Annotated in this window: 16 protein-coding genes; 9 read left to right on the top strand and 7 right to left on the bottom strand. The window is 65.7% G+C overall.

Annotated elements, in window-relative coordinates; genetic code table 11:
- The first annotated feature begins 23 nt into the window (after window positions 1-23).
- Window positions 24-653 carry a tyrosine-protein phosphatase gene (locus ACFCV3_RS07590; protein WP_376027197.1) on the top strand — a complete coding sequence of 210 codons (630 nt, stop codon included), beginning with the start codon at window positions 24-26 and terminating at the stop codon, window positions 651-653.
- Here ACFCV3_RS07590 and ACFCV3_RS07595 read toward each other — a convergent pair.
- Entirely contained in the window at window positions 604-1074 is a 471-nt protein-coding gene (locus ACFCV3_RS07595; protein ID WP_376027200.1) for an NUDIX hydrolase, read from the bottom strand. The genes ACFCV3_RS07590 and ACFCV3_RS07595 overlap by 50 nt on opposite strands.
- Window positions 1075-1157: 83 nt before the next feature.
- Here ACFCV3_RS07595 and ACFCV3_RS07600 point away from each other — a divergent pair, with 83 nt between their 5' ends.
- The 3 genes from ACFCV3_RS07600 (at window position 1158) to ACFCV3_RS07610 (ending at window position 3374) form a co-directional block, all read left to right on the top strand.
- The gene (locus ACFCV3_RS07600; protein WP_376027202.1) at window positions 1158-1673 is read left to right on the top strand and encodes an HAD domain-containing protein; all 516 of its coding nucleotides are present in this window, start codon (window positions 1158-1160) and stop codon (window positions 1671-1673) included.
- A 9-nt stretch (window positions 1674-1682) separates the two neighbouring features.
- Window positions 1683-2261, top strand: coding sequence for a suppressor of fused domain protein (locus tag ACFCV3_RS07605; RefSeq protein WP_376027205.1), 579 nt, complete (start codon window positions 1683-1685; stop codon window positions 2259-2261).
- A 174-nt stretch (window positions 2262-2435) separates the two neighbouring features.
- Entirely contained in the window at window positions 2436-3374 is a 939-nt protein-coding gene (locus tag ACFCV3_RS07610) for a LysR family transcriptional regulator (protein WP_376027208.1), read from the top strand.
- Here ACFCV3_RS07610 and ACFCV3_RS07615 read toward each other — a convergent pair.
- Window positions 3303-4034: an SDR family NAD(P)-dependent oxidoreductase gene (locus ACFCV3_RS07615; protein ID WP_376027211.1), complete on the bottom strand. Its 732-nt coding sequence runs from the start codon at window positions 4032-4034 to the stop codon at window positions 3303-3305. The genes ACFCV3_RS07610 and ACFCV3_RS07615 overlap by 72 nt on opposite strands.
- 19 nt (window positions 4035-4053) lie before the next feature.
- Entirely contained in the window at window positions 4054-4794 is a 741-nt protein-coding gene (locus ACFCV3_RS07620; RefSeq protein ID WP_376027213.1) for an oxidoreductase, read from the bottom strand.
- A 135-nt stretch (window positions 4795-4929) separates the two neighbouring features.
- Here ACFCV3_RS07620 and ACFCV3_RS07625 point away from each other — a divergent pair, with 135 nt between their 5' ends.
- Window positions 4930-5208, top strand: a complete 279-nt coding sequence (locus ACFCV3_RS07625) for a hypothetical protein (protein WP_376027215.1) — start codon at window positions 4930-4932, stop codon at window positions 5206-5208.
- A 61-nt stretch (window positions 5209-5269) separates the two neighbouring features.
- Here ACFCV3_RS07625 and ACFCV3_RS07630 read toward each other — a convergent pair whose 3' ends face one another.
- The 3 genes from ACFCV3_RS07630 to ACFCV3_RS07640 form a co-directional block, all read right to left on the bottom strand.
- Window positions 5270-5782: a GNAT family N-acetyltransferase gene (locus tag ACFCV3_RS07630; RefSeq protein WP_376027218.1), complete on the bottom strand. Its 513-nt coding sequence runs from the start codon at window positions 5780-5782 to the stop codon at window positions 5270-5272.
- Between the two features lie 71 nt (window positions 5783-5853).
- Window positions 5854-7014, bottom strand: a complete 1161-nt coding sequence (locus tag ACFCV3_RS07635) for a hypothetical protein (protein ID WP_376027220.1) — start codon at window positions 7012-7014, stop codon at window positions 5854-5856.
- Window positions 7011-8138: a helix-turn-helix domain-containing protein gene (locus ACFCV3_RS07640; protein WP_376027223.1), complete on the bottom strand. Its 1128-nt coding sequence runs from the start codon at window positions 8136-8138 to the stop codon at window positions 7011-7013. The genes ACFCV3_RS07635 and ACFCV3_RS07640 overlap by 4 nt, the downstream gene beginning before the upstream one ends.
- Window positions 8139-8554: 416 nt before the next feature.
- Here ACFCV3_RS07640 and ACFCV3_RS07645 point away from each other — a divergent pair, with 416 nt between their 5' ends.
- The 4 genes from ACFCV3_RS07645 to ACFCV3_RS07660 all read left to right on the top strand — a co-directional run bounded on the left by ACFCV3_RS07645 (window position 8555) and on the right by ACFCV3_RS07660 (window position 12100).
- Window positions 8555-9346 carry a hypothetical protein gene (locus ACFCV3_RS07645; RefSeq protein WP_376027226.1) on the top strand — a complete coding sequence of 264 codons (792 nt, stop codon included), beginning with the start codon at window positions 8555-8557 and terminating at the stop codon, window positions 9344-9346.
- Window positions 9347-9489: 143 nt separating this feature from the next.
- Complete coding sequence (locus tag ACFCV3_RS07650) at window positions 9490-10848, top strand: hypothetical protein (RefSeq protein ID WP_376027228.1); 1359 nt, start codon at window positions 9490-9492, stop codon at window positions 10846-10848.
- A 111-nt stretch (window positions 10849-10959) separates the two neighbouring features.
- Window positions 10960-11397 (top strand): hypothetical protein, encoded by a 438-nt coding sequence (locus tag ACFCV3_RS07655; RefSeq protein WP_376027229.1) that lies wholly within the window; start codon window positions 10960-10962, stop codon window positions 11395-11397.
- Between the two features lie 37 nt (window positions 11398-11434).
- The gene (locus tag ACFCV3_RS07660) at window positions 11435-12100 is read left to right on the top strand and encodes a Type 1 glutamine amidotransferase-like domain-containing protein (protein WP_376027230.1); all 666 of its coding nucleotides are present in this window, start codon (window positions 11435-11437) and stop codon (window positions 12098-12100) included.
- Window positions 12101-12112: 12 nt separating this feature from the next.
- Here ACFCV3_RS07660 and ACFCV3_RS07665 read toward each other — a convergent pair whose 3' ends face one another.
- Window positions 12113-12793: a suppressor of fused domain protein gene (locus tag ACFCV3_RS07665; RefSeq protein ID WP_376027233.1), complete on the bottom strand. Its 681-nt coding sequence runs from the start codon at window positions 12791-12793 to the stop codon at window positions 12113-12115.
- Window positions 12794-12814 lie beyond the last annotated feature (21 nt).

A 12814-nucleotide genomic window follows, 5' to 3' on the forward strand; every position in this document is an offset into this window, starting at 1 on the left:
GTTCGTCATTGATGATCGACTGCATGCCGACGCCCCTCACCTGGCCCAACTGCCGCAACACCCGCGACCTCGGCGGCCTCATCCGCAGCGACAACCTCGACCAACTAACCGCCGAAGGCCACGCCGCCTTCGCAGCCGTCGGCGTCACCCGCATCATCGACCTCCGCGACGTCTGGGAATGCGAGAAATACCCGTCGCCCTTCGCCACTGACCCGCGCTGGTTGAGCGTCCCCCTGAACGACCCCGCCGACCCAGCCATCGACTCGGACGACCTATACGTCCAGTACCGCGTCCTCATCGACAACTACCCCCACCGATTCGCCAAAGCAGTCACCGCCATCGCCGAAGCCCCGCCAGGCCCAGTAGTAGTCGCCTGCCACGCCGGGCGCGACCGCACCGGCCTGGTCATCGCGCTCACGCTGGCAGCGATCGGCGTACCAACTGAAGCCATAGCTGCGGACTACGCCACTGCTCCACCCACCTGGGAACACGCCCCGCCGCTGGCGGCCACGATGCGCACTCTCCTGGCCGATCTGAACGCTGCCGACTATCTCCTGCGAGCCGGCCTGACCTCAGCAGCCCTTGCTGGGTTGAAGAATCGCCTCAGTGCCGCACTAATCCACCAACCGCCACCGGGGGCAGATGCCCGCTAGCCGGCCGCTCAGTCATCAAGCCGACGCCCACATCGACCACTGCCGACCGATCCAACCCCGAGACCTCTTCAACCGGCGTCCACACCGCCTCCGCCGTCTCCCCATTGGCCTCCGGCCGGATCACCCCACCGACAACCCGCACCCCGTAGAACACCCCCACGTTCTGATGCGGCACCCCGCGCTTCGCCTCATGCGCCGGAATCACCCGAGAGTCCACCCCGAGCAACTCCTCCACCACCCCCGCCAACCCGGTCTCCTCCTCGAGCTCCCGCACCACCGCATCCACCGGATCCTCCCCGAACTCCACCTTCCCACCCGGCAAAGTCCACCAAGTCCCCTCGCCACCAGGCGACACATACCGAGCCAGCAGAACCCGCCCACCCGCAACACAAACCCCATAAGCCGCCAACCGAAAACTCATCCCAGCAAGGTACTCGGTAACAAGTCGGGCCCAGACGACCAGTTATTGCCGATCAGCGACGCTGAGCCCGCTATCGTCCGACGGTGCCCGCTCCGCTGCTCTTCCTCGATGTCGATGGTCCGCTCATCCCCTTCGGGGCCGCGCAGCCGTATCCGGCCTATCCGCCGTACGACGACATGAATCCGCTCCTCGACCGCGTCAACCCGGCACACGGCCCGCGCCTGGCCGGCCTCGGCTGTGAACTCGTCTGGGCGACCACCTGGATGGACGACGCCAACGACTGCGTCTCACCAAGGCTCGGCTTCGCCGACCTCCCAGTAGTCACCTGGCCCGACTCAACCGGCGACGAGCCCCTCGACCTGCACTGGAAGACGCCCACCATCGTCCACCAAGCCGCCGCCCGTCCCTTCATCTGGCTCGACGACGAAATCACCAACACCGACCGCGACTGGGTCCAAGCCCACCACCCAGCCCCCGTCCTCCTCCACAAAGTCGACCCCACCCGCGGCCTCACCGACGCAGACTTCGCCACCCTCCACCAATGGCTGATCAGCGAGGCCGTCGTTTGCCTTGTGAGTAAGGAGGTGTCCTCCCGGTAGCATCCGGGGATGGCTGACTTTCCGCCGTGTGACGATGTTTGTGGCGCGCTCGAGGAGCATGTACGGCGGTTCTTCAGCGGTCAGGACATGGAAGCGTTCACCTGGACCGCGGGACCGATCCTCGATCAGAATCCGCACTTCCGGGTTCTGCGCGTGCCGCCCACCGCTCGTGGTGGCTTGTGGACCTATCTGTCCATCGGAGGTTGGGCGGCGACTCCCGACGACGACCACGGTCTGGAATTCGTCCTCTGCACCGAATCCGCAGACCCACGCGCAGTCGAGTTGCTCGCGATGACTGCCTACTACCACCGCGGCGGCCAACTCGGCCTAGGTCATACCGTGCCGATCGGTGAGCCGTGGCTGCCGGGATCTCCCTGCGATCACCTCCTGGTCAGCCTGCCGTACCCCTTCGGCCCCGACCTCCAGACCTGCCACGTCGGCGACCGCCACGTCGACTTCCTCTGGTTGCTCCCCATCACCGAGGCCGAACGTGCATTCAAAGTCGCATCCGGGCTAGAAGCCCTGGAGTCCCGCTTCGACCAGGTAGGCCTGCGCTACTGGCAGCCGCGGCGACCTTCCGCGATCTGACGTAGCCAATGGCGCTCTAAGGACAGGAGGTAGTCGTATACGTAGACCGGCTTGCCCGCCTGGAGTTGCCGCGCGAAGGCCGTCGTCGGCGTATACGTCCTGTCGATCAGGTTGTGGTCTGCGGTGTAACACTGGTGGTTGCATCGCGATCCACCACAGGGGAGCAGCATTCCGATGAGTCTTCGGCAGTATGAGTACGCGTTGGCTGTTGCTGAGGAGGGGTCGGTGACTGCGGCGGCGGAGAAGTTGCGGGTTGCGCAGCCGTCGGTGTCGCAGCAGATTCGAGGGCTGGAGCGGGAGCTGGGTGTGCAGTTGTTTGCCCGTACGCCGACCGGGCTGGTGCCGACCGTCGTCGGGCGGGCGTTCTTGCGGGAGGCGCAGGTCGCGGTGAACGCGTCCCGTCGGGCGCGAGCGACCGCCCGGGCTGGTGCTGACGAGCTGGTGGGTGAGCTGGTCGTCGCCGTACAGCTCGGCTTCGGGACCCGGCAGTTGCCGGGCGCGCTGAGTGCGTTGCGCGGCCGCTTCCCGCGGCTGGAGGTCACGGTCTTCGAGGAGCAGAGCTCGGCTGAGCTGGAGCGCCTGTGCAGTCGCGGCGTACTCGACCTCGCTCTGATGGCCGCCTGCCATCGGAGTCCAGCCAACGCACACCATCTCGGTGTTGAGGAATTCGTTGTGGTGCTGGGCCCCGGGCATCACCTTCTCGCCGAGGACCGGGTCGAGCTTCGCGACCTGAAAGACGAGACCTGGTTGAGGTTCGACCGCGACAGTGCGCTGGACGGCGTACTGCTGAATGTCCTCCGCGAGCACGATCTGGCCCCGACCACCGCCGCCCGCGTCTCGCAGACGTCGACGGCCGTGCGCTGGGCCGCCCACGGGTTGGGCGTGACACTCGTCCCGGCCTCGGCCGTACCCGACGGCCACGAGCACCTCATTCGCCCGGTCACCCCGGTCGTGACCCAGCCCGTCATCGCCGTGGTTCGTGAGGACGCGGGTCCCGCCGAGACGGCCCTGCTCGAGCTCCTTCGTCAGGAGACCTGGCTGCTAGAAGACACGGCCGCCGGCATCGACGTGGAGCGTGGTTCCGTTGACGTAGCTGGCGCGCGGAGAAGCTAGGAAGTAGATCGCCTCGGCAATCTCCGATGCGTCGGCCGTCCGTGCGAGCCCCAACTCCTTGGCCATCCCCTCGTTGCCCTCCGGACCCCACTCGGCCAGCACACCTTCCGTGCGCGTCGGTCCAGGTGCAACGCTGTTCACCCGTACGCCGCCCTCCGCGAACTCTGCCGCCCAAGTCCGGGTCAGCGAAGCCAGCGCGGCCTTGGAAGCGCTGTACGCCGAAGTGGTGGCAAAGGCCTTGTGTGCAGCCAATGTGGTGACGTTGACGATGCTGCCCGCGCCTTTCGCCAGCATGTGTGGCACGAGTGTCGCGACCAGGAAGTACGCACCACGCACGTTGGTGTCGAAGATCCGCTCGTAGTCCGCCACGCTCTGCTCAACCGTCAGCGCGGTGGGGAAGGCGCCCGCGTTGTTGACCAGAATGTCGACCGGCCCACTCTGTCGCCCGAGCTCGGCAACCGACTCCAAGTCAGCCAGATCGGCCGGCACGAACCGAACCGATCCATCCGCCTGCGCCGAATCCGCAGCACCCTCACCACGCCGTACATCACGACCGCTGATGACAACCTCAGCACCACCGCGAGCCAGCAACCGAGCCGTCGCCAACCCGATTCCAGATGTCCCGCCAGTTACCAGTGCGGTTTTACCCTGTAATTCCATTTCATGCTCTCCTAAACCCTCAACGCCGGGGATATTCGCCGCCGTCGACGACGAGATTGCTACCGGTCAACCAGCCCGCCCGCTCCGACACCAGAAACAACACTGCATTGGCAATGTCGTCAGGCTCACCGTCGCGTCCCAGCGGAGGTGCACCGAAGTCCCCGGACGCGCCCTCCAACTGCGCCCACAGTTCGCGGGTCGCCACGCCGCCCGGTGTTGCGACCCGGCCTGGAGTCACGGTGTTCACGCGGACGCCGTACGGAGCCAACTCCACCGACAGTCCGCGGCTGTAGCTCTCCAACGCCGCCTTCGCCGCGATGTAGTGCAGGAACGGTCCCATCGGCGTAAACACCGCCGCCGATGACACATGCACGATCGCCCCGGACCGTCGTTCCCGCATTCCCTTTGCCAGCAACGAATCCAGGCGCACGGACGCCAGGTAGTTCAGATCCAACGCGTCCTGCCATTCCTCATCCGGAATGGCCGAGCTGTCCACAAACGGCCGCGCCCCACCCACGTTGTGCACCACAATGTCCACCCCGCCGAACCGCTCCTCCGCAGCCGCGGCAACAACCTCAGCCCCACCCCGACTCCGTACGTCGGCCTCCACCACCGTCACGCCGTCCGGCGCACCGCTCCCCGCCGACCGAGCAGTCGCCAGCACCTCCGCCCCAGCCCCAACCAACTGCCGCACCACCGCAGCCCCGATCCCACGGGTACCACCCGTGACAACAGCCCTCTTCCCCGCAAGTTCCTGCATTGTCCAGCCTCTCGTTTCCGGCAATCTCCATTTCAAGCTAGAGCCGAAAAAGAAAGCAGACAAAGACGAAAAGACAATGCGGTCCATAGGGAATGCCTATGGCGTCACAGCCGGTGTCCCCGTTACCGTGATCGGGTGAACGACGATCCAGTGACCATCACCTTGACCCACGATCAGGCGCTGGTCCTTTCAGCCTGGCTCTACGAGGCGATGATGAACTCGGACCGCCTGGGCTCGATCATCACGGACCGAGCCGTATGGTCGCCCATCTACACGATCTCCGGCACCCTTGAGACCACGCTGCCTGAGATCTTCGCTGGCGACTACGCAGACCGCCTGACCGCAGCCCAAGCCCGCCTACTCGAACACGTGGGCCCAGACGACGAGCCTCCCGAAGACGGCCCCGAGTCCTGACCGCCAGAACATGATGAGCGGGTGCGACGTTCATCGAGCTGACGTCGACCGCACCGCCTCCTCACCCGAGGTGTTTTTCGTACTCTTCTTCGATGCGGACGCGGTCGTTGACCTTGATCGCCTGGCGGCGGACCGGGCCGGTGTAGCCGAGTTGGCGGTAGAAGGTGTGGGCGGACTGGATCTCGGCGAAGACCCATAGGCGCAGGAGCTGGGCTCCGAGGGCGGTTGCTGTTGACTCGACGGCCGCGACCAGGACCTCGCCGACTCCGCGGAGGCGGGCGGCCGGGGCGACCCACATTGCCTCGAGGTGCATGCCGTCGTCCTCTTCCGGACTGCGGTTGAGCTTCGCGAGACCGACGGGTTCGCTGTCCAGCCGGGCCACGAACCAGACGTTCAGCTCGAGCTCGCCGCGCCAGTGCTTCTCGTCGTACTCGCCCTCCGCGGTCATGCCGCCGAGGAACGCGTCAGGAGAATCCCTCAGCGCCTGCAACCGCAGCTCCCGAGCGGTGAGCCAGTCATCCGCCTCGAGACGGAAGACTGAGATCTGCGGATCGCGCGCATGCAGCTCCAGCAACCGGGACCCCTCCGTCCGCGCCGGGAAGGGAGAGTTTAGCTGCGCGCGGTGAACTGCCTCAAGGGCAGCGATCAGCGGGCGACGGCTTCGGCCCCGTAACCGCACGCGATCCCGCTGGGCAGGCCGAGCTCCGCCAGGGCGTAGCGATCGCTTGATGCAGGGCTCAGGTTCACGAGGCGCTTCTGCCACCTGCGCTCATCCTGCTGCCATGCCTCGAGATAGTCGACACACAGTTCGGCATCAATGGCCGATGCCTGCGACGTCGCTTCGATCAGAGACTTCTCTGCGCTCCGCACATGCGGGTGATGCGCCGGCGCCAGCTTGTCCAGCGTCTCCTGAATCATTTCCAGGCGAATCTGCTGGAAGTCGCGCCAATAGCTGCGGCTGGCGGCGAGCTTCAGCTGATCGTCGAAGTGCCATCCCGGCGTGCTCTCGAAGAGGGCATAGAGCCCCTCCGCGAGCAGATCGCCGAACTCCTCCCGAGCCGCCCGCTGCGGATCGTAGAACGGCAGGTAGTCGAGCTGCCGAACCTCACCGACCTTGGGCAGGTGGCGGTCAGCGGCCTGACGCGCGAAGAAGAACCAGTCCTCGTTGTAGACGTCAGGGAAGAACGACAGCTCAGGATGCTGAACCTGTACGCCGAGCACCGCCCCGCTGACGAAGATGTCCTGATCGAATCCGGCCAGCCGTCGGGCGTGACAGACCACGGAGTTGTCCGGGAACCGCCGGGTGATCATCGAGGCGACCGGGTGCCGGTCGAGCACGCTCGTCAAGCGCCCGACGTCGTACGGCCGGAGGTGACTGATGTCGTCGTCGACGAAGAGGATCTTGTTCCAGCCTCGCAGCCGGGCCAGCAGGAGGCCGATGTTGCGCTTGGTACTGAGATCGCTGGACCGATCGGCGGAAGCCTTCAAGAACGTCGGGTGTGCGGTCGCGTACGACTGCTCCGGGAGTTGATAGTCGCTCGGTACGTCGACGATCAGGGCGCGGGCGCCAAAACACTCTTCCACGCGCTCGCGGACCTGTTCCCCGCTCGTCTGCCGACTACAGAGAACCACCAGCGGGACGGACAGCGCTGCGGACAGTTCGATGATGTTCTGCAGAGCTGACGCAGGACGCGCAGCCGGTACGACGATCGCGTCCAGGCGACTGCGGCTCGGGGGTACGGCGGAGGTGGACACATCGCGTAACAGGGATGCATGTGAGTGCCGCTGACCGATCTGCCGGCTCACGCAACCGCCTCGTCATCCGGCGACCATTCGTAGAGCCGGTTGTACGGGATCTCCAGATCGGGCGACATCGCCGCACCGTTCAGCAGCGGAACCCGCATCAGGATCGCGAACGATCCGCCCGGGAACCTGCTGGCGAGATACGCCTCGTTCCGCTCCCGAACGGCGATGTCGGTAAGTGCACGGATCGCGCCGACAACTCCCCGGCTGTAGACCCCGCTGCAGACGGTCAGCGTCCGCGTGTGATTGAGGGGATTGGGAACCCGCGCCAGAAATGCCACGTCCTCGATCAGACCGCGCCGTTTGCCGTCGCGCCAGACATCCTCGGTCTGTTCCGCGGTGATCTCTTCCTTGGACGGTGGCTTTTCCAGGGTGCGCTCGTATTCGCCCCATTGCGGCCGGAATTCTTGCCCGTCCGGCAATCTGAAGACCTCGCCGTTGAGGAGGTCCGGTACTTCGACCTGCTGGATGGGCAGATCGCGCAGCAGTGGCTGCAGTTGATGGGCGACGTCGTTCCAGACGATCCCGCCGAGCACGATCAAGTGGCCGGTCAGGTCGGGGGCGGCGGCTTCCTCCGGCAGCTTGTGCGACAGGTCTTCCAGCTCGGGATTGCGGGCGCGGAGGTGCCCCCACAGTTCGATCAGGGCGTCGACATCGGCGTACCGGTACATGCGGGTGTGGTTGGGATTTGCTTCGTCCGCCAGTGGCGAGCGATAGGCGGCGGGTGCCTCTGGGCAGATGACCGTGACCGGACCTGCCTCGAAGGTCCAGAGGCCGGCGCCGGCGGCCGCCGTACCGGGCTTCTTCCGGGCGGCGTCGCGGAGCCCGACCAGCTCGCGGTAGAGGGCATCGAACTTCTCCCGCTCGGAGGTGTTCAGATCCTCTTCGCGACCGAGTTGCGGGGTTGCTTCGGCCGAGTGGTCCTGTGCGCAGAAGAGCGCGTAGGACCGCAGGCGGCCGGCCGGCGGCAACTTCGGATCGGAGGAGTTCTCCCAGGAACTGATCGCCGACACCGAGATCCCCTTGGCGCCGCCCAGCGCGCGCGCCAGCCTCGCCTGGGTCAGCCGCTGCGACTGTCTGAGCGCGCGCAGCCGCTCGGCGAGTACCGCCTCTGGCGAGGGGGCCAAGGTCACTCCCGGTGGATCAGCGTCCAAATGGATTCGGTCACCCTACTCCACCGGATTACACCTAACTACAGGTGAAGTTCAAGCGTGGACACCCTCTAGCGTCCACACCGAGAACTGTGCAGCGGCTCAGCCGCTACCGGTGGCGCCCGCATCGTGATCTTGTCGTGACCTCTTCGGCTCCGTGCAGGCTTTGTTAGGAGGAAATCTACCTTTCCACTGATTCTACTGTGTATCTAGGTAGATCCAGGGGTAGAACAGTTGTAGATAGCAGAGCCAGCGACAGGAGCTTCTTACGACCGCAGCCGTTTCGATGACTGAAGCAGGTGCCCCATGAGCAGACTCCCGGCCGTAGTACCGATGCTCACCGTGACGCCATCGCCCTTCGCAAGGGGTGTTCGGCCAGTCCCTCCGCAGCCATGATCGGCGTGATCGAGGCGCTCGAGCTGGGGAACTGGCGAAAGGCCTCGCGCATCCTGCACGAAGCGGAGCTCCTCGACGCGTACCTGGCGACGACCCTGATGCGGGTCGCCCGAGCGATGTCTTACCGTGCGATCGGCGAGCACAGCCGGGCTTGGACCACGCTCGGGGGTGCGGCGCTCCAGCTGCGTCGCCGGCACCCGCGACTTCCCTGCCTCGCGGTCAACGAGACCGGCCAGATCGACGACGTACCGTCCTGGCCCGGTGAGGTCGAGCGACTCGCTCTCCCGCCCAAGCCGGCTGCCGGTGGCGACGCCGAGCTCATCTTTCGTGCTGTCCGGCTGATCTGGCGGGAGCAGCAGGAACTGAGTGAACTCTTCCAGCGGATCGCCGAGCGATCGGCCGAGCTGACTCCGGCCACTCACATCCTGGTGCTCGCCTTCGTCGAGTACATGTGCTGGGTGCGGCACGACCCGGCGACCTGGACCAGGACGGCACCTGTCGACGAAGAAGCCGCCGCTGTCGAGGAGCGGATCGATGCCCTCCGCGACGGACTGCGCGCGGAGTTTCTCCGCAGCGCGACCGACCTGCGCCGTTTGCGGTACCCGTCCGCGGGGGAGATGTCACTCATGGTCTGGAGCAATGGCGGCAAATACAACGGATTGCAGAGACTCGCGATCCGCGAGCTCGCTCGCCGTCCGGAACCGCCGTGGGCCGGACCTGGGAAACCCGCCGACTGTCCTTCCCGGCTGAGTTCCGTCAATGCCTGGCAATTCGCCCGGGCCGCCTGATTTCACCGACGCCTTTACGGGCCTTCCGAGCAGACCTACCCTTTAAGGATCCCTATTCCAGCGCATCGTCGATCCACCGGGATCGTTGACCTCAACAACGATCTCGACCAGCCGGCCCGGCAGCGCGCGGAGGAGGAACTTCGATGATCGCCGTCCTGACTGCGCCAGGGATCGGGGATCGTATGCCCGAGGTTCGGCTGGCCGATGAGGCGCCGGCTGACCTGTCCGGTACGACGCAGCTCGGGGCCGGCGTCAGTGTCGAGATCGATCTGGCCGATCCGGACGGATGGCGTGCTGTCGCGGTCGACCGCTGGGAGCGGGCTGACGGGGATCTCCTGGGAGCCGTTGTCGGGCAGGACAGCGTTCGGTATCTCAGCCAACTTCGAGCCGGTGCGGCCCCCGACTCGCAGCTCACTGCCGACGTATCTGTCGATGCTGCCAAGTCAGCGCCCTGGCGGAGACTCGCGGTGATCGACGCATTGGACCGCTGGCTGCAGGTGCCTCTGGACCAGGCGTTGCTGGACGCCGAGCGCGCGGTCGTTCGGGCCCGGGCTGCGCGGACCTTGCGATCGAGCTCGCTGCGGGAGCACCGCAATGGGCAGGCGGTAGTGCTTGCCAGGCGCTCAGCGGGAGAGCTCTCCACCTACCTGACCGGCCTGGCGAACTCCGCGTCGTCGTTGCCGCGGGCCTTGTATTCCTCGCTGTCGCGAGTCACCACTGGCTACGCGAACCTGGCCACTCAGGTGACCGGCGGGCCCGACGAGTGTTTCGATGCCGTGGCTCAAGCGTGGAGCCGCCTGAAGGTCGCCGTACCGGTTGGGGGAGTTCTCAAACGCGTCGAGCAGTTGCCGGCAGTTGAGTTCGATGGTGAGGACAGTAGCTCGGTCGACCCTCGTCAGGTGCGTGCCCGCGTCATCGCTTCGGAGATCCGCATGGTCGAGTCGCGGGGCGGATCGACGGTCCGCGTACTCGTGCCTGCTTTCGGTTCGCGGGTGCCTTCGGTGATCGCGGACCAGCTGATGGTGCGACTCGTCGACAGGCGTTCTGGGGTGGCGCATGCACCGGTGCGACTGAAGTTCAGTCCGGGCCGTGCGGTCTTCATGCAGGACGTTCCGTTGCGCGGTGCGTCGGCTGACGATGTTCGCGCCGACGTCTTCGATCCGGGGTACGAGACAGCGCCGGCCCTGACGGATGGGGATGACGAGCTGGTGCGTCAACGCCGAGCGCAGTTCGTGCTGAGCGAGTGGCGGCGGGCGATGGTGGAGATCCGGCTCTCCCGGCAGCCGAAGACGCGAAACCGCCGGCTGGCGCGACTGACCGCCGTACTGAATCAGTCTGTCCCGGACGCGAATGAACCCGTCTTCCGCGGTGGTCCGACCCGTGGCGAAATCACCCGGTACGTCGATGCCGCGCCGGGGACCGTCCATCCGTGGTTCACCAGCACGCGTGGTGCTGGCGAACCGTTGGTTGCGGAGCTTGCGGCGGTCCACCAGGCGCGTTGATGCCGTCACGACATCGGAATTCGCCAGGCTGTTGCGTGCTGAGGCTCACTGTCGTCAGAAGGACGTCCGCAATCAGCGGCGGACGTCGCTCCGGGCGATAGGAGTAGCACGATGGCCGTCCGCAGACTGAGCAGTTTGAGCACCGCCCGCAACCCGGTACTGGTGCGCCCGAAACAAGATCCCGAAACCGTTGCTCTGAAGCAGGTAGCGTCCCGTCCCACGACCATCTACTGGTTCCTGATGGTCAGCGATCTGGCGACCGCGATCTGGATGTACACCGTCGGGCCATGGCTCGACAAGACCTCGAAATTCACCGCCACCGGCACTCTTGGCGGACATCACGTTCTCCTTCTGATCATCGCCCTCACCGGCTTCCTGATGCTCGCAACGCTCGCCGTACTGACCGACAACTTCACCCACAGCACCCGAAACCTGGCGATCGCCAGAAACGTCGCCTGCATCATCTCGATCGTTGCCCTGACCGGGCTGCTGGCTCTCATCCTGATGGCCCTCCTCAGCCGTCTTCTCTTCGGCCCACTACGCCCTTAGGATCGATCGGTACGCCGTACTGGGACCAGGAGGATCTGTGAAGCTGCTGCTCACGTCCGGAGGCATCACGAACGGAAGCATCCGTGATGCCTTGATCGACTTGCTCGGCAAGCCGATCTCCGAGTCCCGCGCGCTGTTCATCCCAACTGCACAGTGGGGCCACCCGTCGCTGAGTCCGGTGACGGCACGAAAAGCCATTGCCGGTACACCCCCATGGCACATGTCGAGCCTGGGCTGGGAATCCGTGGGCGTTCTCGAGCTCACCGCCCTGCCCAGCATCGGCGCGGATCGCTGGGTGCCATGGGTCAAGGAGGCCGACGTACTGCTGGTCGACGGCGGCGACGCAACCTACCTGTACCACTGGATCCGCGAGTCAGGCCTGGCCGATCTCCTGCCGTCGCTCTCCGACACAGTCTGGGTAGGCATGAGCGCCGGCAGCATGGTGCTGACCCCGCGCATCGGCAACGACTTCGTCTCCTGGCCATCCGCCCCCGACGACCGCACCCTCGGCCTCGTCGACTTCTCGATCTACCCCCACCTCGACCACCCAGACATGCCCGACAACACCCTGGCCAACGCGGAAGCCTGGGCCACCACCATCGCCGGCCCCGCCTACGCAATCGACGACCAAACCGCCCTCAAGATCACCGACGGCCCCGTAGAAGTAATCACCGAAGGCCACTGGAAAGCCTTCCCTGCTTAGCGGTTCGGTCGGTCATACGTAGCTGTGAGAGCGGGAGAGGTCCGTGACGAGATGAGGGTTTCCGTCGTCGGCGATGCGGCGTAGCAGGTCCTTTGCCCGCTCGGCGGCCCCTTCGACGGACTCGCCGGCAACCCAGTCCAGTTCGGGTTGGGTGATGCCGACCAGTTGGATGAAGTCGACTCGACCGTGGACTGTGTCGATGCCGGGCACCTCGGTGTCCGGTGCCATCACGTAGCTGGTCAAGAGGGTGTCGCTCTCGGTACGCAGTGGCTCGCCCCGTCCGCTGATGAATTGGAACGGTTCGAACCAAAGCTCGGATGTGTAGGTGTAGCGAGCGAGGTTGCGCAGCGAGTTGACCGCCCAGTGGCATCCGTCCGGCCCATTGGCCCGAATCTTCATCGTCATCTCGTATCCCCAGCCGCTGAAGGCGCCACCGAACGACTCTTCATCGACGTACAGCTTGGACATTCCGTACGTCAGGAGGTGCTGGTAGCCGCTCGGGCTGGGATAGATGCTGAACCCGTCGATGTACTCCTCGCCCCCGAAAATGGCTCGTTCTTGCACGGGTGCGGCCAGGTGTGGGGGCGTGATCGCGGGATAGCGGGCGCCGAACGCCGCGTCGATCGCGAGCCACCCGGGCGCCCAATCGTCTTCGGCCTCGGCACGGGCGAGGTACTCGGCCTTCGTCATCATCCGCCGATGATGCCAGCATCC

This window comes from Kribbella sp. NPDC056345 (assembly GCF_042262745.1).
Classification (GTDB): domain Bacteria; phylum Actinomycetota; class Actinomycetes; order Propionibacteriales; family Kribbellaceae; genus Kribbella.

Bases quoted from the DNA above. Each gene is read 5' to 3' on its own strand.
- ACFCV3_RS07590 (WP_376027197.1), top strand. From the start codon at position 24: ATGCCGACGCCCCTCACCTGGCCCAACTGCCGCAACACCCGCGACCTC.
- ACFCV3_RS07595 (WP_376027200.1), bottom strand. From the start codon at position 1,074: ATGAGTTTTCGGTTGGCGGCTTATGGGGTTTGTGTTGCGGGTGGGCGG.
- ACFCV3_RS07605 (WP_376027205.1), top strand. From the start codon at position 1,683: ATGGCTGACTTTCCGCCGTGTGACGATGTTTGTGGCGCGCTCGAGGAG.
- ACFCV3_RS07610 (WP_376027208.1), top strand. From the start codon at position 2,436: ATGAGTCTTCGGCAGTATGAGTACGCGTTGGCTGTTGCTGAGGAGGGG.
- ACFCV3_RS07615 (WP_376027211.1), bottom strand. From the start codon at position 4,034: ATGGAATTACAGGGTAAAACCGCACTGGTAACTGGCGGGACATCTGGA.
- ACFCV3_RS07620 (WP_376027213.1), bottom strand. From the start codon at position 4,794: ATGCAGGAACTTGCGGGGAAGAGGGCTGTTGTCACGGGTGGTACCCGT.
- ACFCV3_RS07645 (WP_376027226.1), top strand. From the start codon at position 8,555: ATGATCGGCGTGATCGAGGCGCTCGAGCTGGGGAACTGGCGAAAGGCC.
- ACFCV3_RS07650 (WP_376027228.1), top strand. From the start codon at position 9,490: ATGATCGCCGTCCTGACTGCGCCAGGGATCGGGGATCGTATGCCCGAG.
- ACFCV3_RS07655 (WP_376027229.1), top strand. From the start codon at position 10,960: ATGGCCGTCCGCAGACTGAGCAGTTTGAGCACCGCCCGCAACCCGGTA.
- ACFCV3_RS07665 (WP_376027233.1), bottom strand. From the start codon at position 12,793: ATGATGACGAAGGCCGAGTACCTCGCCCGTGCCGAGGCCGAAGACGAT.